The 19,839-nt window shown below is 66.7% G+C and carries 17 protein-coding genes; 7 read left to right on the top strand and 10 right to left on the bottom strand.

Features of this window, described 5'->3' with window-relative positions:
- The first annotated feature begins 300 nt into the window (after positions 1-300).
- Together DIE15_RS05865 and DIE15_RS05860 are read left to right on the top strand one after the other, a co-directional pair.
- Positions 301-1,125, top strand: coding sequence for an IclR family transcriptional regulator (locus DIE15_RS05865; protein WP_185734374.1), 825 nt, complete (start codon positions 301-303; stop codon positions 1,123-1,125).
- A gap of 267 nt (positions 1,126-1,392) precedes the next feature.
- Positions 1,393-1,944 carry a hypothetical protein gene (locus DIE15_RS05860; RefSeq protein ID WP_057925580.1) on the top strand — a complete coding sequence of 184 codons (552 nt, stop codon included), beginning with the start codon at positions 1,393-1,395 and terminating at the stop codon, positions 1,942-1,944.
- A 681-nt stretch (positions 1,945-2,625) separates the two neighbouring features.
- Here DIE15_RS05860 and DIE15_RS05855 read toward each other — a convergent pair.
- The 5 genes from DIE15_RS05855 to DIE15_RS05835 form a co-directional block, all read right to left on the bottom strand.
- Positions 2,626-4,983: a GNAT family N-acetyltransferase gene (locus DIE15_RS05855; protein WP_124832625.1), complete on the bottom strand. Its 2,358-nt coding sequence runs from the start codon at positions 4,981-4,983 to the stop codon at positions 2,626-2,628.
- A 583-nt stretch (positions 4,984-5,566) separates the two neighbouring features.
- A complete protein-coding gene (locus tag DIE15_RS05850) occupies positions 5,567-5,863 on the bottom strand; it encodes an H-NS family nucleoid-associated regulatory protein (RefSeq protein ID WP_057925578.1) in 297 nt (98 codons plus the stop codon).
- Between the two features lie 103 nt (positions 5,864-5,966).
- Complete coding sequence (locus DIE15_RS37495; protein ID WP_242431784.1) at positions 5,967-6,251, bottom strand: hypothetical protein; 285 nt, start codon at positions 6,249-6,251, stop codon at positions 5,967-5,969.
- A gap of 61 nt (positions 6,252-6,312) precedes the next feature.
- On the bottom strand, positions 6,313-6,840 hold the full coding sequence (locus DIE15_RS05840; RefSeq protein ID WP_124832624.1) for a BON domain-containing protein: 528 nt from the start codon (positions 6,838-6,840) through the stop codon (positions 6,313-6,315).
- 66 nt (positions 6,841-6,906) lie between these two features.
- Positions 6,907-8,388, bottom strand: coding sequence for a sigma-54-dependent Fis family transcriptional regulator (locus DIE15_RS05835; protein ID WP_124832623.1), 1,482 nt, complete (start codon positions 8,386-8,388; stop codon positions 6,907-6,909).
- Between the two features lie 326 nt (positions 8,389-8,714).
- Here DIE15_RS05835 and DIE15_RS05825 point away from each other — a divergent pair, with 326 nt between their 5' ends.
- Both DIE15_RS05825 and DIE15_RS05820 read left to right on the top strand, forming a co-directional pair.
- Positions 8,715-10,118, top strand: a complete 1,404-nt coding sequence (locus DIE15_RS05825) for a GntP family permease (protein ID WP_057925575.1) — start codon at positions 8,715-8,717, stop codon at positions 10,116-10,118.
- A gap of 455 nt (positions 10,119-10,573) precedes the next feature.
- Positions 10,574-10,825: a DUF4148 domain-containing protein gene (locus DIE15_RS05820; protein WP_057925720.1), complete on the top strand. Its 252-nt coding sequence runs from the start codon at positions 10,574-10,576 to the stop codon at positions 10,823-10,825.
- Between the two features lie 128 nt (positions 10,826-10,953).
- Here the strand turns inward: DIE15_RS05820 and DIE15_RS36875 are convergent, their stop codons facing one another.
- Together DIE15_RS36875 and DIE15_RS05815 are read right to left on the bottom strand one after the other, a co-directional pair.
- Complete coding sequence (locus DIE15_RS36875) at positions 10,954-11,094, bottom strand: hypothetical protein (RefSeq protein ID WP_160327441.1); 141 nt, start codon at positions 11,092-11,094, stop codon at positions 10,954-10,956.
- Positions 11,095-11,115: 21 nt separating this feature from the next.
- On the bottom strand, positions 11,116-11,616 hold the full coding sequence (locus tag DIE15_RS05815; RefSeq protein WP_124832622.1) for a GNAT family N-acetyltransferase: 501 nt from the start codon (positions 11,614-11,616) through the stop codon (positions 11,116-11,118).
- A gap of 515 nt (positions 11,617-12,131) precedes the next feature.
- On the opposite strand from DIE15_RS05815, the gene DIE15_RS05810 reads away from it, so the two are divergent.
- The 3 genes from DIE15_RS05810 (at position 12,132) to DIE15_RS05795 (ending at position 16,104) form a co-directional block, all read left to right on the top strand.
- Positions 12,132-14,441 (top strand): phosphocholine-specific phospholipase C, encoded by a 2,310-nt coding sequence (locus DIE15_RS05810; RefSeq protein ID WP_124832621.1) that lies wholly within the window; start codon positions 12,132-12,134, stop codon positions 14,439-14,441.
- Between the two features lie 234 nt (positions 14,442-14,675).
- The gene (locus tag DIE15_RS05805; RefSeq protein WP_057925572.1) at positions 14,676-14,945 is read left to right on the top strand and encodes a hypothetical protein; all 270 of its coding nucleotides are present in this window, start codon (positions 14,676-14,678) and stop codon (positions 14,943-14,945) included.
- 163 nt (positions 14,946-15,108) lie between these two features.
- The gene (locus tag DIE15_RS05795; protein WP_124832620.1) at positions 15,109-16,104 is read left to right on the top strand and encodes a DedA family protein/thiosulfate sulfurtransferase GlpE; all 996 of its coding nucleotides are present in this window, start codon (positions 15,109-15,111) and stop codon (positions 16,102-16,104) included.
- Between the two features lie 54 nt (positions 16,105-16,158).
- Here DIE15_RS05795 and DIE15_RS05790 read toward each other — a convergent pair whose 3' ends face one another.
- The 3 genes from DIE15_RS05790 to DIE15_RS05780 all read right to left on the bottom strand — a co-directional run bounded on the left by DIE15_RS05790 (position 16,159) and on the right by DIE15_RS05780 (position 19,812).
- Positions 16,159-17,631 carry an OprD family porin gene (locus DIE15_RS05790; protein WP_124832619.1) on the bottom strand — a complete coding sequence of 491 codons (1,473 nt, stop codon included), beginning with the start codon at positions 17,629-17,631 and terminating at the stop codon, positions 16,159-16,161.
- Positions 17,632-17,791: 160 nt separating this feature from the next.
- The gene (locus DIE15_RS05785) at positions 17,792-18,823 is read right to left on the bottom strand and encodes an ABC transporter ATP-binding protein (protein WP_124832618.1); all 1,032 of its coding nucleotides are present in this window, start codon (positions 18,821-18,823) and stop codon (positions 17,792-17,794) included.
- The gene (locus DIE15_RS05780; protein ID WP_057925569.1) at positions 18,820-19,812 is read right to left on the bottom strand and encodes an ABC transporter ATP-binding protein; all 993 of its coding nucleotides are present in this window, start codon (positions 19,810-19,812) and stop codon (positions 18,820-18,822) included. The genes DIE15_RS05785 and DIE15_RS05780 overlap by 4 nt, the downstream gene beginning before the upstream one ends.
- Positions 19,813-19,839: the final 27 nt, after the last annotated feature.

Here is a 19,839-nt window from a genome sequence, read left to right as displayed (position 1 = left end):
CCGCGGGCATTGCACCGCAGCATCGGAGCCACGGGCGCGATGGCACCGGTGTCGCACGGCACCCTGCATTGCCATCGGGACATGAACAGACACTATTTGATGCGACCCTGTCATCGAAAACCACACGTGATCCGTTCTTAATCGGTAACGATCGGTAAAAACACGCTGCATTGCACACTGAAAGTTTGTTGTTAAGCTCGCGCGGATGGCAGTCATATCCGCAAGCGGCTTCACGAATCCGCGTGCAAAACCGGCCAGCGTGCGTCGCCCACCGATCGGCAAATCCCGGACTTCCTACATATGATGCAAACGACCACTAATCCGCTCCCCGGCAGCGACGCACGGGAGTCGATGGGCGCAGCCGACCGCTATCGTGCGCCCGCCCTCGACAAGGGTCTCGACATTCTCGAACTCCTGTCGGAACAAAAGGAAGGACTCACCCGCACCGAAATCACGAAGGAGCTCGGACGCAACGCAAGCGAGATCTACCGGATGCTCGAACGTCTCGTGGCGCGCCGCTACGTGATGCGCTCGAGCAGCGGCGACCGCTACACGCTCAGCCTGAAGCTGTTCGCGCTCGCGCACCGGCACCCGCCGATGAACCGGCTGATCGCCGAAGCCTTGCCGCTGATGCAGCGCTTCGCCGACGCCACCGAACAGTCGTGCCATTTGACCGTCTACGATCGCGGCAACCTGCTCGCGATCGCGCAGGTCGACGGCCCCGGCCCGTGGGGCGTGTCGGTGCGGCTCGGCTCGCGCGTCGGGCTCGCCGATACGGCGTCGGGGCGTGTGATGCTCTCGTTCCAGGGTGCCGAGCAGCGTGCGCACATGCTGGTCGAGCATCGCAAGGTCAAGGGCGAAACGCCGATCAACGAGCAGGAACTCGCCAACGCGTGCCAATCGATCCGGCAGTCCGGCTACGTGCGCCAGGACAGCCGCCAGGCATACGGCGTCACCGACTTGAGCGCGCCGATCCTCGGCCCGTCCGGCCATGCGATCGCGGTGCTGACCTGCCCATACATGCGCCGGATCGACGCGCACATGGCGCCATCCGTCGACGTGGTCGTCACAGGGCTGCGCGATACGGCAGGCCAGTTGTCGATGTGCCGCACGGAAACTTCCTGAACGCGCGACGGTGCTGAAGGGGGGGACGGTCAGTCGGTTGTTCGGGCGCGGCAGGCCTTCAGTCACTCGGCCAGCAAGTCGGGCAGGCGCACGGCGGCGTGCGGCGGCGACGCCGTGGCATGCAATGCAATGCGGTGTCGCGGACGCTCGCACCGGCATTACGCAGACCATTGCCGGACCTGCGAGCGCTGCGCACCCCCGGCGCTACGCTAGAATAGCGGCCCTCTCAAAAACTACGGCGGCCGGCTGTCGCGGCCGCCGTGTCCGATGGATGTCATGGCCAAACTTCTGAACGATCAAGAATTCCAGCGTTTCTCCGAACTTCAGCAGAAGCAGGCGAGCTTCACGATCACGCCCGAGGAAGCGGACGAGCTGCGCGACATCGTCGCGCGCGCGCAGAAGAAGCGTGACGATCGCTCCGCAGCGATGCTGGCGATCGAGAACTACATCGAGCAGTTCGACATCACGCCCGACGAACTCTTCTCGCCCGAGCAGATCGGCGACGCCGCGCGCACCTACGGCCTCATCACGGCCTCCAAGAAGGAACGCACGCTGCCGCCGTCGATCACGTTCAACGGCAAGCCGTACCAATGGACCAAGACGCTTCCGGACGACGTGCGCGGCGCGCTGTTCGACGCGTTTACGTCCGGCGAATCGGTCAAGCGCTTCATCGCGATGCCGAAGGACGCCGCGCGTTGCGCACTGACGATCGCCCGCCTCGAGCGCGAAACCGGCGGCGTCTATGCGGAAGCGCACCTCGAGGAACTCGCGATTTCGCGTGACCAGGTGAACGACGCGGCGTCGAAACTCGCTGCATAAACGCCGTCGCGGGCACGGTTCATGCGTGCCCGCACCGGCGCGGACGCCGGCAAACGCTGGCGCCGCGCCTGCTGGGGTACTGCGTCCGCAGGCTCCCGAAAAGTCTCACCAAAGCCTCCCGTAAGCGCTCACCCGGGTATCCCGGAAAAGCTCACCCAACGCTCCTGAAGAGGCTCACCGGCTCTTCCCGAACGTCCTCACCGACGCCTCCCGCAGACGCTCACCGCCCTTTCCCGCAAGGGCTCACCGGGGCTTCCCGCAAGGGCTCACCGGTGGCTCCCGGGAAGGCTCACCGAGTGCTCCCGGATCAGCTCACCTAGACGCTCCCGGAAAAGCTCACTCGCGGCTCCCGAAAAATCTCACCTTTGTTCTGTTTCCGATGCTGCAAGTGCGAAATGCAGGTGTCAGCGCGCCCGAGTACATGACCGGAATCGGCAATATGCGACGAGCATCGGCGCTTGCAACTCGCTCGCCGCGGATGCCGTAACTCGACACCGACGCCTTTCTCTATCGGTCACGAAGCGTTGTATCGCTTCGCGGATCCGATCGAGCACAGCGGATGATCTGCATTCCGAACTGCGAAGAGTCCGTGCAACCGCGATCACGCATCACCCACATCGTGCGTTCCGTCTACAGCGCACGATACCGCCGCACGTTCGAGCACCACCTGCGCCGATGCGGCTACGGTTGCAGCTTCATCCTGAACCCCACCACGCCGGGTTCCTCCGTCGTCGACACTTCGAAACCGCACGACTTCGCCAGCGAAATCATCGCTGTGTTCTCGCGCAGCGCCTCGCCGATCATCCATGCGGTGCCGCGCGATCGCGCGTAGTCGATGATGCGGGTCATCATCAGCCGGCCGAGCCCCTTGCCCTTCTGGTCCGGCCGCACGGCGATCGCGAACTCCGCCGTCTCGTTGTCGGGATCGGAGACCGCGCGCGCCACCGCGAGCGTGTGCGAGCGCCCCGACACGTCGGTGAACGACACGATGAAGGCCATCTCACGGTCGTAGTCGATCTGCGTCATGCGCGCGACTTGCGAATGATCGAAGCTGCGCACCGCACCGAAGAAACGCATCCGCAGATCGTCCGGCGTCATCGCGCCAAGCAGCTCGTTGTGTGCCTCCTCGTCTTCCGGACGGATCGGACGGATCGTCACGGTCTCGCCGCGCCATTCGAGCGTCTGCTCGAGATGGCGCGGATACGGCATGATCGCGAGCCGGCTGCGCCCGGCCGCCAGCGTGAGCCGCGGCGCGATGACATATGCACGGTCGGACAGCACGCGCAGCGTGATCGACATCGCGACGACTTCGCGCACGTCGCAAACGACTTGCGACAGCGCAGTCAGCGCGTCGAGCGTGGGTTCGACGGGCGCACGGCGCGCATATGGCGAACGCGCCATCACCGCGCGGGCGAGCACCGTATTCAGCGGCGGTAGCCCGTACACGACGAACGGCGCCGACACGCCGTCCGCCGGCGGCACGGCATAGCGGAACACCGGGCCGAAGTTCGAATCGTCGTACATGTCGACCGTGACGTCGACGACTCTGGCGCCCGCGGACGCATCGGCCGGCTCGCCGTGCAGGCCGAAGTGAGAGAGCCAGCGCAACGCCGCTTCGCCGGCCAGTTCATGGTCGCCCGCCTCGACCATCCGACGGGCCTCGGCCTGTGCGGATGCAATGCACTCGGCCGGTTGCGGCGGCGTGCCCTCGGGCGTCTGCATCAGCAACTGCCGCCCGAGGCTGTAGTCGACCAGCCGTGCGTATGCGCGCGCAAGCCGCTGCGGGGTGGTATGCACCGGGATGCCGTTCGCATGCAGCGCGTCGCGCGTCGCCGCGTCGACCGCACCGAAGAAGCACGCGAGAATACCGCGGTATGCATATTGTCGCGATTCGATCAACGTGCGCGCGACCGCCTCGGCCGGCGCGCTGTGGGACGTCGAATGCACGACGAACAACGTGCCTGTTTGCGGAAACGGCGCGAGCGCCTTGATGGCGGTGCCGAAATGTTCGGGACGCGCATCGTCGCCGAGCGTCAGCGGATTGCCGACCCCGGCGAGATGCGGCAGCGCGGCCGCTACCGCCGACGTTGCCGCCGCCGGCCAGTCGGCCAGCACGTCGCGCACCTCCGCGACCGCATCGACCGCGAGCTTCGCGACGCCTGCGTCGCTCGTCACGAGCGTTGCAGCCCCCCGCGCGGTGACGCGACCGACACCGAGCGTCTCGATCTCGTCGAGCAGATCATCGAGCGCATCGACACGCACCATCCCCGCGCGCTGGAACGCCGCCGTGTAAAGCGCATCGCCGGGATCGGCGCGCCCGGTGCGCAGCGCGAGCACCGGCTTGTTGCGCGCCGCCGCACGCGCTGCCGACATGAACTTGCGCGCGGCGCATACGGTGTCGAGCTCGAGCAGGATCGCGCGCGTGCCGGGATCGCTGGCGAGGTAGTCGAGGACATCGCCCGCATCGACGTCTGCCTCGCTGCCCAGCGCGACGACATGCGAAAAGCCGAGGCCTCGTGCATCGGCCCAGCCCAGAACCGCGTTCGTCAGCGCATTCGATTGCGACACCCAGGCGACGCCGCCCGATCGCGCCGTGTAGGCCGGTGCGCCGAAATGCGCATGCCGCGCGGGCGACAGCACGCCGAGACTGCCGGGGCCGACGATACGGAGCACGAACGGCTTCGCGGCCTTGAGCGTGCGATCGAGTGCGGCGCGATCGGCATCGGTGCGCGCTTCGCCGACGATCACCGCGACGCGCGTGCCGAGTTCGCCGAGCTTGCGCACGATACCGGCCCACGTGGCAGGCGGCGTGCAGATCACAGCGACCGACGGCGGCGCCGGCAGCCGGTCGACATCGGCCACGACCGCGTGCCCGCTCAGTTCGCGATACTTCGGATTGACGGGCCACACGGGCCCCTCGAACGCGCCGTCGAGCACGCGCGCCCACACCATCGCACCGATACTGCCCGCACGCGATGACGCACCGACGACCGCAACGGACCTGGGCTGGAACAACGCATCGAGATGGCGGACGGTCACATCGGCTCCATACGGTAACGAAAGACGATCCGACCGGCATGCAAGCCCGATGGCCATGTGCCGGTCGACGCGAACTCCAAGCATAGGCGAACGCGATGCGGCTGCCTATATGCCGAACGGCCGACTGTGCGACGGGCATCAATGCCCGCAACATGGGCCGGTAACCGACGCCTTCGCACGACGCAACGAGCGAAGGCAACACGAGGCGGTCATCCGGCCGCCTCGTCAAAGGTGAGGGTTTACAGGAGCCATGGTGAGCAAGTTCGGGAATTGCACGGCGCAGCGCGTCAATGCGCGAGCGGTGATGGCGATCGACGGTACATCGGCACCGCGAAGCTCTCGCATGTCATCGAGAATGCCGATACGCGTGTGCCGCGTAATTGCGGGGTTGTTTACCGGAATTCGCGGCGATATCCGGTTCAATCGCAGCGAATTCGCAAAAAAGCATCCGTTAATCGCAAGGCATTGCCGTTCAATTCGCGGTTCCGAATCACGTGGCGGCCGTCCAAAAACAAAACGGTGCGACGGCCACATGGCCGTTCGCACCGTCGGTCAGCGCACGAAAGGTGAGGATTTTCGGGAGTCAGTCCTTGATCAGGAAACGCGCGCGGTTCTTGCCGAGCCACGCCGGCGCACGCCCGCGGCCGCTCCACGTTTCACCCGTCTTCGGGTTCAGGTACTTCGGCGGCAACGAACGCTTCGGTTTCGCGGCAACGGCAGTGCCAATCGGACGGAAACCGAGCTCTTCGGCCGTAATGTCGAATTCCTCGATTTTTGCCCGAATGGCGGCAATCGCATCGGCAATCGCCTTTTCTCGTTCCTTGTCGATCTTTTGCTGAAGTCTTTCGAGCTGCGCTGTCAGTTGCCTGTAGGTCGCCATATGGATGGGACTCCGTGAGTGTTATTCATGAAAAATAGCCGACTCCAAGCCAATAGAAAAGCGCTTCACCCGATTAGGGTCTCCTTATCCGGTCATATCGGGATCAATAGCCGCTTTTCTTCTTGCATGCGAAGAGAAGATTTCGCACGGCGTCATCGGTCGATTGCTGGAGGACGTCGAATTCCCCGTTGCAGATGGCTCGGGCATTGTCCGTGCAATTGCTCCAGCCGCTTCCGGTGCACTGCACCTGCGTAGTCGGGCGCCCGTCCGAAGTGAACAGTGGCGCCCCGCCGCCACACCCGCCGAGCCCCGCAACCAGGGCCAACAATCCGGCCCGACGCCAATGCGTCCGTGGCCACCGACAGACCGACGCAAGCATGTGTTTCATTGTTCTTTCCGTCAACCTATTTTTGAATGTCGCGAGTATGCCATGCGCTGCCCTCCCGCGTTCAGTCCGGTGTCCGGTCGGGCCGCCCGCGCGTCTTGTACGGCACGGCCCGGTGCGGATCCTCGGTGATGCGAACGAACACCTGCTCGACGTCGGGAAGCGCGCCGAGTTCGCGCGCCAGCGCCTGCCGATCGAATGCCGGATCGGCACACCCTTCGACATAGATGAAGCGCCGCTGCACGGTGATCCACAGGCTCGTGCCCTGCAGACGATCGGTGCCCGCGAAATGCGCTTTCGCCGCCGCGGCGATCGGCGCGTCATACATATAGGAATTCGGTTTCGTGCAGCGGTGCGCAAGCCAGCAGGTGGTCCCGCGCTCGACGCGGTAGTGCGCGTCGTCCTCCATCTCGGCGCGCGTCATCCACGGGCCGAGCGGCAGCGGGCATTCGGCGAAGTCCCGCGACAGTGCGATGAACGGGTCGTTGTACCAGTTGCGCCGTACCGCAGGTGCGTCCGCGTCATTCGACTGTGCGAACGAGGACGTCGCCACCAGTGCGGCCAGCCATCCGGCAATGCCGATTCGCTTCATCGTTGTCTCCTGTCGGGCACGTCACCGGTGCCGTTCCTCATGTCCGCGTGCACCCGCCGCCGCGTGCTACCGGTCGATCCCCAGCGCCGCCAGTTTCTTGTAGAGCGTTGCCCGACCGATGCCGATGCGCGCGGCCGCTTCCACCACCTTGCCGTCGCAAGCCGCAAGCGCATCGATCAGGAACTGGCGCTCCCACGCAGCCAATGCATCGGTATACGAAACGACCGGCGCACCCCGCGCATCCGATGCGTCGCCCGCATCCCGGCCGACCGCGGCAATCCGAGTACCTGCCGGCACGCTATCGGGCGCCGCGCGCACCGGCCCGGGGAACGGCGCGAGCGCACCCGCATCGATCACCGAGCGATCCGACAGCATCAGCGCACGCTCGAGCGTATTGCGAAGCTCGCGCACGTTGCCCGGCCACGGGTACGCGCACAGCATCCGCAGCGCATCGTCGGTCAGCTCGCAGTGGGCGGCACGGCCGTGCTGCGCGGCCAGTTCCTCCAGCGTCGCATAGACGAGCGCCGCGATGTCGGACGCGCGCTCGCGCAGCGGCGGCGCGTGAATCGTCAGCACGTTGAGCCGGTAATAGAGATCCGCGCGAAAGCGGCCGGCCTCGACCAGTGCGGGCAGGTCGGCCGACGTCGCGGCGATGATCCGCACATCCGCGCGCACGATCCGGTTCGAACCGACCGGTTCGAACTCCTTGTCCTGCAGCACGCGCAGCAGCTTGCCCTGCAGCGGCAGCGGCATGTCGCCGATCTCGTCGAGAAACAGCGTGCCGCGATCGGCCAGCTCGAACTTGCCGACGCGCCCCTTGCGGTCGGCACCTGTATACGCCCCCGGCGCCGCGCCAAAGAATTCGGTTTCGAGCAGCGTGTCGGGAATCGCGGCGACGTTGACGGTCACGAGCGGCTGGAGCGCGCGCGCCGACGCCGCGTGGATCGCATGCGCGAGCAGTTCCTTGCCGGTGCCCGTCTCGCCGAGCAGCAGCACCGGCGAATCGACCTGCGCAGCGCGGCGCGCCTGCCGCTTGGTTTCGAGGCTCGCGGTGCTCGTGCCGACGAAGCTTGCGAACGTGTATTTCGCACGGCGCGCCTGCGCGAGCGAACGCTGCGTCGCGATCAGCTGCTGCTGAAGCTGCGCGTAGCGGGAAAAGATCGGCGTGAGCGTTTTCAACTGGTCGAACAGCGCGAAACCGATCGCGCCGACCGTCTCGCCCGCCTCGTTCTTCAACGGCAGGCGCGTGACGACGAGCGGCTCCCGGCCCGTCTCCATGATGTCGAGCAGGATCGGCTGGCCGGTCGACACGACCTCACGCATCAGGCTGTTCGGCATCACCGCCTCGCAGTCGAGGCCGACCGCCTGCTGCGGATCGGCGAACCCGAAGCGCGCCGCATAACGCTCGTTCATCCACACGACGCGTGCGTCGCGATCGACCACCACCGTGCCCGCACTCGAATCCTCGAACGTACGAAACAGCGACTCGGCGGCGCGCCGCAGCACGTCGCCGTAATTGACGGGCAGGCGGGCCCAGTCGTTCATCATCGTGTCGTCGTCTCCGCGTATGCTTGGCCGAATGTCTCCAGAACGAGACGAAGTATCTCACTTTGGAGACATGCCGGAATGCCTTGTCCGGGAAAGCCCTGCCCGATTCGGCGGGCTGCCCCGGCGGCCGGATCGTCTCCAAATGGAGACGATTTATGTAGAATCGTCAGACATTGGCCGGCGCGGGCCCGCCGGTCTGCGCCGGACCCATGTCCGGCGGCGCAATGCGGCCGATGGCACGAAACCTGCACGAACCTGAGCCGGTCCGCGGCGCGTTCCGCGATCGAACAACAACCAAAGCCATTCCAAGCATTTAGGAGACTCCCTTGTCTTTCGTGATCGTCCTCGCCGCGCTGGCGTTTCTGATGTTCGCCGCGTATCGCGGCTACAGCGTGATCCTGTTCGCGCCGATCGCCGCGCTCGGCGCGGTCCTGCTGACCGAACCCGCCGCCGTCGCTCCAGTCTTCTCCGGCATCTTCATGGAGAAGATGGTCGGCTTCGTCAAACTCTATTTCCCGGTGTTCATGCTCGGCGCCGTATTCGGCAAGGTGATCGAACTGTCCGGGTTCTCCGAGTCGATCGTCCATGCGGCGATCCGCTACATCGGCCGCTCGCGCGCGAATGCGGTGATCGTCGCGGTGTGCGCGCTGCTCACCTATGGCGGCGTGTCGCTGTTCGTCGTGGTGTTCGCGGTGTATCCGTTCGCGGCCGAGCTCTATCGCCAGAGCAACATTCCGAAACGTCTGATGCCCGGCGCGATCGCGCTCGGCGCGTTCTCGTTCACGATGGATTCGCTGCCCGGCACGCCGCAGATCCAGAACATCATCCCGACCACGTTCTTCAAGACGACTGCCTGGGCCGCGCCCGCGCTCGGCACGATCGGCTCGCTGTTCATCATCGTCGTCGGCCTCACCTACCTGGAATGGCGCCGCCGCTCGGCGATGGCGAAGGGCGAAGGCTACGGCACGTCGCTCGTCAACGAACCGGAACGCGTCGAAACGACGGCACTGCCGCATCCGGCGCTGGCGATCCTGCCGCTGATCCTCGTCGGCGTGTCGAACTTCGCGTTCACGAAACTGATCCCGCAGTGGTACGGCGCCGCGTCATACACCGTCGCGCCGGAGGTGCTGCCCGGCGTGCATGCGCCCGTCACGACGTCGATCAAGACGGTCGTCGCGATCTGGTCGGTCGAGGCCGCGCTGCTGCTCGGCATCGTGCTGGTCGTGCTGACCGCGTTCAAGCGCGTGAGCGGCCGCTTCGCGGCCGGCTCGAAGGCCGCCGTCGCGGGCGCACTGCTCGCCGCGATGAACACCGCGTCGGAATACGGCTTCGGCGGTGTGATCGCCGCGCTGCCTGGCTTCCTCGTCGTCAGCGACGCGCTGAAGAGCATTCCGAACCCGCTCGTAAACGCAGCCGTGTCAGTCAGCTCGCTCGCCGGCATCACCGGTTCGGCGTCGGGCGGCATGAGCATCGCGCTCGCCGCGATGTCGGACCTGTTCATCAAGGGCGCACAGGCCGCCAACATTCCGCTGGACGTGCTGCACCGGGTCGTCGCGATGGCCAGCGGCGGCATGGATACGCTGCCGCACAACGGCGCGGTCATCACGCTGCTCGCGGTCACTGGCCTCACGCACCGCGAGTCGTACCGCGACATCTTCGCGGTCACCGTGATCAAGACGCTCGCGGTGTTCTTCGTGATCGCCGTGTACTACACGACGGGCCTCGTGTAAGCCTTCACATCGGGCGGCGTTCCGCACGCCGCCCCCCTCGGCCGGCCGCATCGACGCGGCCGGCACCCCCTTCTTCCCTGCGCGTGTCACGGCGGCTCGACGGCCTGGCATCGCCGCAACAGACAGCGCTGCGCGATATCCATCGCGGGGCACGTTCCCGGCACGTCTGCATGCAAACCGGGGCGGGGCGCCCGGCATTCGCATCGGCCAATGCGTCCCCCGACCGACCGGAGCCGCACAGCGCCGCACTACCGCACGGCCCGGAGGCCCAACGTCCGCCGCGTACCGCAATCCGGCACAGCCTGCTCACCCTGTCCATTGTTGTCCGTTGCAGAACACTGCGTTGGGAGCGATCGCATTTTTCCCGCGCGAGGCCGGGCCTAGACTGTTTCCAACCGCCGCCGCTTCGTCGAACGAAGGCCGGCCGCCCCGTCGGAAACATGGAGGTCCCGATCATGAAGCGCCTGATTCATGCAGTTGCCATTGCCCTGGCCGTATCCGCCCCGCTCGCCGCGCAAGCGCAGTCGAACCCGCCGCTCACGCGTGCGCAGGTCCACGCCGAAGTGAAGGCGCTCAAGCAGGCCGGCTTCCAGTCGAGCGACTGGTTCTATCCGGCCAGCATCGTTTCCGCCGAAGCGAAGATTGCCCGCCAGCAAAGTGCCGGCTATGGCAGTAATCACGGCGCGTCGTCGGAGTCGGGCCAGTAATCACCATATCAATACGCCCGAGCGCGCGCCCTCCCATCGTTACGCCTTCACCGGCTGAATCGGTTTCGCGCATGCCACTGTCTGCGGATCGCCCGCAGGCAGCTTCGCGCATACGCCGTCGAACTGCCTCACGACCGGCCTGACCGACGCATCGTGCGCGCAGGCGCGGCGACGAGCACGTCCGAATCGGCCCGCGCCAGTACCGGCTCGCGCAGTACCGCGCGTAGCGCATCGGCGAGCGCGGCCTTGTCGCGCATACCGGCCAGCATGCCCGCGTCGACACGCGTCGATTACTGCCGCCCCTTGATCCGCGCCATCTGATACACCGACGCATACGCACCGTCGCGCAGCCCATAGTCCGGCGCCTCGCCCTCGATCCTGAAGCCGTGCCTTTCATACAGCGCGATGGCCACCGCGTTGTCGACGAACACGGTCAATTCAAGACGCGTGACGTTCAGCCAGTTTTCGGCGAGGTCGATGGCGGCGGCCAGGAGCCGGCCGCCGATGCCGCGCCCGTGATGCGACGCATCGACCATCATCCCGAGCGACGCCGCGTGACGCCGGCGCGGGTTCTGCTCGGGATGCAGCGCGAGATGGCCGACCACCGAGCCGTCGAGTTCGGCGACGAGACTCACGCCCTGTTCGCGCAGCCGTTCGAGCCGCTGCTGCCATTTCTCGTGCGACGGAAACGGATGCTGGAGCGTGTTCAGGTACACCGCAGGGTGAGCGACGATGTGCCGGATCGCGTCGACGTCGTGCGTCTCGCTGTGCCGGATCGTGATATCGGTCATGACTGGGTAGAGTCGAAAGTATCGGGCCGGGGCATGTTGCTGCACGAACGCAACAACGCATCGAGCTTATCCGATTTCACGCAAATGAAACATGGTCGCCACATAACGCGATTCTGTTGCATGCACAACTACACGGCGTCACGCAAATTTCACGCAGCCGGCAATTCTTGACCGCTCCCGCCGGGGAAACCGGTAATTTCCATCCATTCCGCCATCTTCGCGACGCGCCTCCAATTAGTTGCGCACACAACGTAACAGACGCAATACGTCATGTCATTTCCGCATCACGTCGACGTCATCTGCGCTCCCTAGACTGGCCGCGCCCTGCCCGGCACTCGCCGGGCCCGCGTGTGCCGACGTCCTGCCCCGCGCATCACGAGCGCGCGGCGCACAGGATCACGACAACGGCCGACGCGCTCGAACGCACACGCATCGCGGACCGTCCCGGGGGGACGACGCACGAGCGCAACCAGACGAAGTCACGAACGCTCCCATCATCACAGGATCAGAACGCCATGACGTCACGCCGCAAATTCCTTCAGCAAACCGCCACTTCCGGCCTCGCCGCCGCCGCGCTTTCCGCGTTTCCGCCGAGCATCCGCCGCGCGCTCGCCATTCCCGCGTTTCACGAAACGGGGACCATCAAGGACGTGAAGCACGTCGTGCTGCTGATGATGGAGAACCGCGCATTCGACGGCTACTTCGGCACGTTCAAGGGCGTGCGCGGTTACGGCGACCGCTTCGCGGTGCCGTCGCCGAACGGCCGCGACGTGTTCTACCAGACCTACACGAAAGCGACGCCCGCGACGACCTTCACGCCGTACCATCTCGATGCGAGCCAGGGCAACGCGCAGCGCGCGGGCGGCACGCCGCACACGTGGGCCGACGCGCAGGCCGCGTGGGACCATGGCCGGATGAACCGCTGGCCCGACGCCAAGACGCCGCTGTCGATGGGCTATTACGATGCGGCCGAAGTGCCGTTCCAGCGCGCGCTCGCCGACGCATTCACGCTGTGCGACCACTACCACTGCGGGATGCATACGGGCACGATCGCGAACCGGTTGTTCTACTGGAGCGGCACCAACGGCCCGAACGGCATCAGCCCGGCCGACGGCAGCCACGTGAAGCTCGCCGCATTGAACAACCAGTTCAACGGCGGCAACGACATCGGCCCGTCGAGCCAGGGCTGGACATGGACAACCTACGCGGACCGGCTGCAGCAGGCCGGCGTGAACTGGAAGGTCTACCAGAGCCTGATCGACAATTTCGGCTGCAACGAGATGATGAGCTTTCGCCATTGGCGCGCGGCCATCGAGCAGATGCCGCCCGCACGCCGGCCCGCGTACGTCGCGTCGACGGACATCACGCAGCCGGTGACGGCGGCCGGGGCGTTCTACGATCCGGCGATCGACGATCCGTTGAGCCCGCTCGCAAAGGGCTTCGGCAACACGATGCCGTACGGCTTCCTCGAAACGTTTCGCGACGACATCCGCAACGGCAAGCTGCCCGAGGTGTCGTGGATCATCCCGCCGTCGGTGTACAGCGAACACCCGGGGCCGTCGAGCCCCGCGCAGGGCGCGTGGTACGTGCAGGCGGTGCTCGATGCGCTGACCGCGAATCCGGACGTGTGGAGCAAGACCGTGCTGCTGATCAACTACGACGAGAACGACGGCTTCTTCGACCACATGCCGTCGCCGGCCGTGCCGTCGCGCAATGCGGACGGCTCGCTTGCGGGCGGCCATACGCTCGCGGATGCCGACGTCGCCGTCGAGTACCACGACTTCGCGCCGGCGACGTCGAGCCAGCCCGCGGCCGACGGCCGTCCGTACGGCCCGGGGCCGCGCGTGCCGATGTGGGTTGTGTCGCCGTGGAGCCGCGGCGGCTGGGTCAACTCGCAGGTGTTCGACCATACGTCGACGCTGCTTTTCCTCGAGAAACGCTTCGGCGTCGTCGAGCCGCAGATCAGCGCGTATCGCCGCGCGGTGTGCGGCGACCTGACGAGCGCGTTCAACTTCCGCGCGCCGAACAACGAACCGCTGCCGACGCTCGCGGGTCGTACGACGAAAAACCAGGTCGACGCGCTGAGCGCCGCGCAGCAGGCCGCGCCGAAGATCACGCCGCCGGCCACGCCGTCGCTGCCCGCGCAGGCCGCCGGCGTGCGCCCGTCGCGCGCACTGCCGTACGAGCTGCATGCAAGCGCGCACGTCGATGCCGGCCAGGGCACCGTCACGCTGAAGTTCGCGAACACCGGCCGCGCGGCAGCGGTATTCCACGTGTACGACAAGCTGCACCTCGACCGCGTGCCGCGCCGCTACGTCGTCGAGCCGGGCAAGGCGCTGCGCGGCGACTGGGCGGCGCTGGCCGACGACAGCGGTAAATATGACCTGTGGGTGCTCGGTCCGAACGGCTATCACCGCCGCTTCACCGGCGACCTCGCCCGACTGGCCGGCGCGCGCGCACCGCATCCGGAAATCCGGGTCGGCTATGCGGGTGCGAGCGGCAACCTGCATCTGCGGCTGCGCAACGACGGCGGCAGCGCCGTGCGCTTCACGGTGAAGTCGAACGAGGTGTACGGCCCGCTGTCCGGTCGCGGCGCGAACGACGACCACGGCAACGGGAACGACACAGGCACGACGTGGACCGTCACGGTGCACGCCGGCGGTCAATCGGAATTGCACTGGAAGCTCGACTCGACCGGGCACTGGTACGACTTCGTCGTCACCGCCGACAGCGACGCGAGCTTCTCGCGCCGCATCGCCGGCCGCGTCGAAACGGGCCGCCACTCGGTCAGCGACCCGGCGATGGGGCTCGCCGACCGCTTCTGACGGCACGCACCCGCCCGGCCGGATCATCGGCCGGACGCCGGGCGCGGCGTCGGCCGATCGGGCTGAGACGCCCGCCTGGCGCGGCTCAAATATCAGAAGGATAGGTGGTGCAGCCCTCTTTTCATGCCCACGAAAATGCTCCGTGTTGCGGCCCGTTCGCGTTAAACTTCGTCAAGCTGCATTCAATAATGACATCTTCGCCAACCTGGCACACACGACACGAGGATAGGTTCGATGCGCACTACCGGCTCATCCGGGGCAATGACCCTGCTCACCGAACACGACCCGGCCGACGGCCGTGAACTGCGCTCGCTCCGGCTCGAATCGACCGGCGACGGCAAGAGCGTGCTGCTGATCGAGATCGACGAACGCAAGCCCGGCATTCACCGCGAGGTCCGCTACGAGATCACGCCAGCCGAGCTGATCGCGGCGATCCGCTCGCACGGCGCCGAGTTGCCCGGCGAAAACCACGGCGTCGCATCGCTCGCCCGCACCTCTTCCTGATGTCGAGCGGTGAGCCGCGCGCAATGCATCGGCTCACCGTCCCGCCCGCATCTCCCTGCCGCCGTCAGGCGCTTTCCGTCATTTCCCGCCGTCCGGTTGAAAATGGCCGATAATCGGCCCATCTGCGTATCCTCCCCACGCGCTTCCTTTTCGGCCAGCCGTCATGCTCCTCCGTGACCTCGTCGCCCAATACGGGCCGCTTCTCGTCTTCGCCAACGTGCTCGCGGCGGCCATCGGGCTGCCGGTGCCCGCGATGCCGACGCTCGTGCTGTTCGGTGCGATGTCCGCGATGCATCCGGCGATGATCGGCTCGCAACTGGTCACGGTGGTCGCGCTGTCGGTGCTCGGCGCACTGATCGGCGACACCGTGTGGTACCTCGCCGGCCGGCGCTTCGGCGGCACGACGCTGAAGACGATCTGCCGGCTGTCGTTGTCGCGTGACAGCTGCGTGAAAAAGACCGAGCGCTTCTTCGGCCGCTACGGCGTGCGCGTGCTCGCCGTCGCGCGCTTCATTCCGGGGCTGTCGCTCGTGTCGGTGCCGATGGCCGGCGCGTTCGGCACGCGCTATCGCACGTTCGTCGGCTACGATGCGCTCGGCGCCGCGCTGTGGACGATCGTCGGGCTGGTGGTCGGGGTGATGTTCTATCGCCAGATCGACTGGCTGTTCGCCGGCGCGGGCCAGCTCGGCCGCGTGGCGCTGCTGGCGGCCGTCGCGGTGCTGGCGGTGTACGCGGCGATCCGCTGGATGCGCCGCCGCGCGCTGATCCGCCAGCTCGCGAGCGCGCGAATCGGCGTCGACGAGCTCGACGTGATGATGCGCGATGCGTCCGCGCCGGTGGTCCTCGACGTGCGCTCGCCCGAACACCGCAAGCTCGACCCGTTCACGATTCCCGGCGCGCAGTTCGCGGACGAACGCCAGATCGGCGACATCGTCGCGCGCTATCCGTTCACGCAGAAGTTTGTCGTGTACTGCTCGTGCCCGAACGAGTTCACGGCCGCGCTGATGGCGAAACGCCTGCTCGACGCAGGCTTCACCGATGCGCTCGCGCTGCGCGGCGGCCTCGACGCATGGCGCGATACGGGCCGCCAGCTCACGTCGCTCGTGGAAGACATGCCCGCTGCGAACGATCCGGTCGCGGGGCTGCACAAGCCGGCCTGATCGTTTCGCTCGCAGGCCGGCCGTGTGATGCGGGGGCGCATGCGCCCCCTTCGATCAGAACGCGTGCAGCGGCACGTTCACGACCAGGCGATACTCGCGGTTCGTCGCGTCCGAGTAGTGCGCGGAACCGTTGTGCCACATCGCGATGAACGTGACCTTCGTGTCCTTCAGCTTGCCGCTCTGGAACGTGTACGACGGGATGAAGCCGAACTCGTGGTGACGGCCCTGCACTGGCGCACCGTTGCTCCAGTAGATGCTTGACTTGCCCGGATCGTTCGCGGCCCCCGCGCTGCCGTCCGCACCCCAGCCCGTCACGCCCCAGACCATCGCCTTGAAGCCCGGCAGGCCCGCTTCCTTGCCGTAGAACGTGTAACGCAGCTGCAGCGACTTTTCGTGCGGCGCGTTGTAGTCGACGTCCATCGAGTTGGTCAGGAAGATGCCGTTGGTTTCGTTCAGGTAGTCGAAGAACTGGTCACCGAGGATCTGCTGGTAGCCGAGCAGCAGCTCGTGCGGGCCGTGCTGCGCGGCCAGCGACAGGCTGTATGCGTTGTTGTCGATCTTGCCCTGCAGCGCGTCGCCCGTGTCGTGCGTCGAGTAGACGTTGCCGAAGCCCGTCCACTTGATCGTCTGCGCGCTGCCGATGCTGTGCTTCACCGACGCGTAGTACTGGTGCCATACGTCGTCGGCCTGGTTCGCGTACAGCGCGACTTCGCCGTTCGGCGAGTAGTCCCACGTGCCGCCGACATAGGTCAGGCGATTGACGCGCGTGCCACCGTATTGCGTCGTGAGGTTCGTGAGCGTCGTATGGCCGCGTGCGTCGTTCTTCGTGAAGCTGCCGGCCTCGAGCATCACGTTCTTGAATTCATTGCTGACGATCGTCGCGCCGAGGAACGTCGGCGGCAGCGCACGGTTGTCGTGCTGCTCCATGAACGGGTTGTCGACGGCCTGCAGACCGTACTTGATCACCGTGTTCGAGATGCGCGCCTTCACGTCGTAGATGCCCGGGTATGCCCACGCGAGCTGGTTGCCGCCACCGCCGCCCTTCGCGATGTGGACCATGCTGCCCGCGCCCGCGCCGCCGTCGAGTTTCAGCGCCGCATACACCGACGCGTCCACGCCGAAGCCGATCAGGCCCGTCGTGTAGCCCGATTCGAAGTTCGCCATCACACCCTGGACCCACGCATGGCGGTGCGGTCCGCCCTTGCTGTCGAGCACGTCCGAATAGTTGCGGAACAGGAAGTTCAGATGGCTGTCGGCGATGAAGCCGTTCGACTTCGACTGTGCCGACGGCTCGTCCGGCGGCGTGACGGCCTGGCTCGCCTCGGCATTGATCACGGCGTTCGGGGTCGTTGCCTGCGCAACCGACACGCTCGCGCCCGCGGACGGCGCAGCCTGCGCGACCGTCAGCGGCGCGGGGGCCGCGTCGTCAGCGTGCGCGACGCCGGTCAGCGATACGCCGGCGAGCGCCGGCAAGCCCCATGCAAGCAGCATCTTCGATGCCGTCCCGATCGTCTTTTGCTTTTTCATCGTCATTCTCGTCTTGTGTTGATGTCGTCCACGCCGGTTGCGATCCGCTTCCGGCCCCCCGGCGAGCCCGGCTAAGGACGCGCCTCTACCCGCGGCGCGAAGATCGTTCGCGCCGCACCCTACCCCTGTCGACCTGCCTGGTTATGGTTGCTGCGTCACTTCACGCCGCCGCGCCCGCCCGAATGCACGCGACACGTGCGGCCGAGCCGTGCCGCACTTCCGGCAACGGCACGTCCTGCGAGCACGCGTCGATCGCGACCGGGCAGCGCGTGCGAAACGCGCAGCCGGACGGCGGGTTGAGCGGCGACGGCATCTCGCCCGCCAGCAGCATCGGACGGCGAGCACGCTCGCGTGCCGGCTCCGGCGTCGGCGCCGCATCGAGCAGCGCCTTCGTGTACGGGTGCTGCGGCACGCCGTACACGTCTTGCCGCGTGCCGAACTCCATCACGCGGCCGAGATACATCACGAGCACGCGCTGGCTGATGGCCTTCACCACCGCCAGGTCGTGCGCGACGAACAGATAGGACAACGACAGTTCGCGCTGCAGATCGCGCAGCAGGTTCACGATCTGCGCCTGGATCGACACGTCGAGCGCCGATACGGGTTCGTCGCAGATCACGAGCTTCGGCTCGCCGATCAGCGCACGCGCGATACCGACGCGCTGGCACTGCCCGCCGGAAAATTCGTGGGGATAGCGCAGCAGGTGATGCGCATTCAGGCCGACGCGCTCGAGCATCGTGACCACGCGGCGCCGCACCTCGGTGCGGCCGAGGCCCGCATGGTGCGTGACGAGCGGCTCCGCGACGATCTGCTCGATCGTCATGCGCGGATCGAGCGACGCGAGCGGATCCTGGAAGATCATCTGCACTTCGCGGCGCATCGCGGTGCCGCGCAGGTGATCGGGCGCGACGGCGTCACCGCGCCAGCGCACCGTGCCGGCCGTCATCGGCACGAGGCCGATCAGCGCGCGCGCGAGCGTCGACTTCCCGCAGCCCGACTCGCCGACGAGCCCGACCGTCTCGCCGCGCTTCACGTCGAACGACACGCCGTCGACCGCACGCAGCGTGCCCTTCGGCGACCACGGATAGCCGCCGAGCGGCACGCGGAAATGCACCTTCAGATCCTCGACGGACAGCAGCGTATCGCTCGTCGTGCCCGTCGCGCCGGCATTGCGGCGTTCATCGACGCTCATCGCAGACCTCCCGTCAGATCGGCCAGCGGCCGGTGGCATGCGCGCACCGCGCCCACCGCGCCGTAGGTTTCGAGCGCGGGGCGCGCGGCACCGCAGCGCTCCTGCGCATACGTGCAGCGTTTCGCGAACGCGCAGCCGGCCGGCGCGGTGCCGGGCATCGGTGGATTGCCGGGAATCGCGACGAGCGGCGCGTCGTCCGCATCGGTCAGGCGCGGCAGCGCATTGAGCAGGCCGATCGTGTACGGATGCGACGGCGCCGCGAAGATCGATTCGGCCGGCGCGTATTCGACGGTGCGGCCCGCATACATGACCATCACGTCGTCCGCGAGGCCCGCGACCACGCCCATGTCGTGCGTGATCAGCACGATCGCGGTGCCGCGCTCGCGGTTCAGCTCGCGCAGCAGGTCGATGATCTGCGCCTGCACGGTCACGTCGAGCGCGGTGGTCGGCTCGTCGGCGATCAGGATTTCCGGCTCGGACAGGAGCGCCATCGCGATCATCACGCGCTGGCGCATGCCGCCCGAGAACTCGTGCGGATACATGCGGATGCGGCGCGCTGCGTCGGGAATGCGCACCGACTCGAGCACCTCGATCGCGCGCTTCGTGGCTTCCTTGCGCGACAGCTTGCGATGCAGCTGCAGCGTCTCGGTCATCTGCCGCTCGATCGTCAGGAACGGATTGAGCGACGTCATCGGATCCTGGAAGATCATCGCGATCCGGTCGCCGCGTACCGCGTTCAGCGCGCGCGTATCCATCGCGAGCAGGTTGTCGCCGCGATAGCGCGCGACACCCGTCGTCGTGCCGTTGCCGGCCAGCAGGCCGAGCAGCGCCATCACGGTCTGGCTCTTGCCCGAGCCCGATTCGCCGACGATGCCGAGCGTCTTGCCGGCTTCGAGCGTGAACGACACGCCGCTTACGGCGTCGATCGGCGGTGCGTCCTTGCGCGAGAAACGCACGCCGAGGTTGTCTACTTCGAGTAGTGCTGTCATGCCAGCCTCCGCCGGGCCGCCCGACAC

This window comes from Burkholderia sp. Bp9031, assembly GCF_003857965.1.
Classification (GTDB): domain Bacteria; phylum Pseudomonadota; class Gammaproteobacteria; order Burkholderiales; family Burkholderiaceae; genus Burkholderia; species Burkholderia ambifaria_A.
This window is presented reverse-complemented; position numbering and strand designations above follow the sequence as displayed.

What these genes read in the sequence shown, in the direction of transcription:
- DIE15_RS05810 (WP_124832621.1), top strand. Translation starts at nt 12,132, where the DNA reads ATGACGTCACGCCGCAAATTCCTTCAGCAAACCGCCACTTCCGGCCTC.
- DIE15_RS05795 (WP_124832620.1), top strand. Translation starts at nt 15,109, where the DNA reads ATGCTCCTCCGTGACCTCGTCGCCCAATACGGGCCGCTTCTCGTCTTC.
- DIE15_RS05820 (WP_057925720.1), top strand. Translation starts at nt 10,574, where the DNA reads ATGAAGCGCCTGATTCATGCAGTTGCCATTGCCCTGGCCGTATCCGCC.
- DIE15_RS05835 (WP_124832623.1), bottom strand. Translation starts at nt 8,388, where the DNA reads ATGATGAACGACTGGGCCCGCCTGCCCGTCAATTACGGCGACGTGCTG.
- DIE15_RS37495 (WP_242431784.1), bottom strand. Translation starts at nt 6,251, where the DNA reads ATGAAACACATGCTTGCGTCGGTCTGTCGGTGGCCACGGACGCATTGG.
- DIE15_RS05840 (WP_124832624.1), bottom strand. Translation starts at nt 6,840, where the DNA reads ATGAAGCGAATCGGCATTGCCGGATGGCTGGCCGCACTGGTGGCGACG.
- DIE15_RS05860 (WP_057925580.1), top strand. Translation starts at nt 1,393, where the DNA reads ATGGATGTCATGGCCAAACTTCTGAACGATCAAGAATTCCAGCGTTTC.
- DIE15_RS36875 (WP_160327441.1), bottom strand. Translation starts at nt 11,094, where the DNA reads ATGCTGGCCGGTATGCGCGACAAGGCCGCGCTCGCCGATGCGCTACGC.
- DIE15_RS05815 (WP_124832622.1), bottom strand. Translation starts at nt 11,616, where the DNA reads ATGACCGATATCACGATCCGGCACAGCGAGACGCACGACGTCGACGCG.
- DIE15_RS05865 (WP_185734374.1), top strand. Translation starts at nt 301, where the DNA reads ATGATGCAAACGACCACTAATCCGCTCCCCGGCAGCGACGCACGGGAG.
- DIE15_RS05780 (WP_057925569.1), bottom strand. Translation starts at nt 19,812, where the DNA reads ATGACAGCACTACTCGAAGTAGACAACCTCGGCGTGCGTTTCTCGCGC.
- DIE15_RS05850 (WP_057925578.1), bottom strand. Translation starts at nt 5,863, where the DNA reads ATGGCGACCTACAGGCAACTGACAGCGCAGCTCGAAAGACTTCAGCAA.
- DIE15_RS05790 (WP_124832619.1), bottom strand. Translation starts at nt 17,631, where the DNA reads ATGAAAAAGCAAAAGACGATCGGGACGGCATCGAAGATGCTGCTTGCA.
- DIE15_RS05785 (WP_124832618.1), bottom strand. Translation starts at nt 18,823, where the DNA reads ATGAGCGTCGATGAACGCCGCAATGCCGGCGCGACGGGCACGACGAGC.
- DIE15_RS05805 (WP_057925572.1), top strand. Translation starts at nt 14,676, where the DNA reads ATGCGCACTACCGGCTCATCCGGGGCAATGACCCTGCTCACCGAACAC.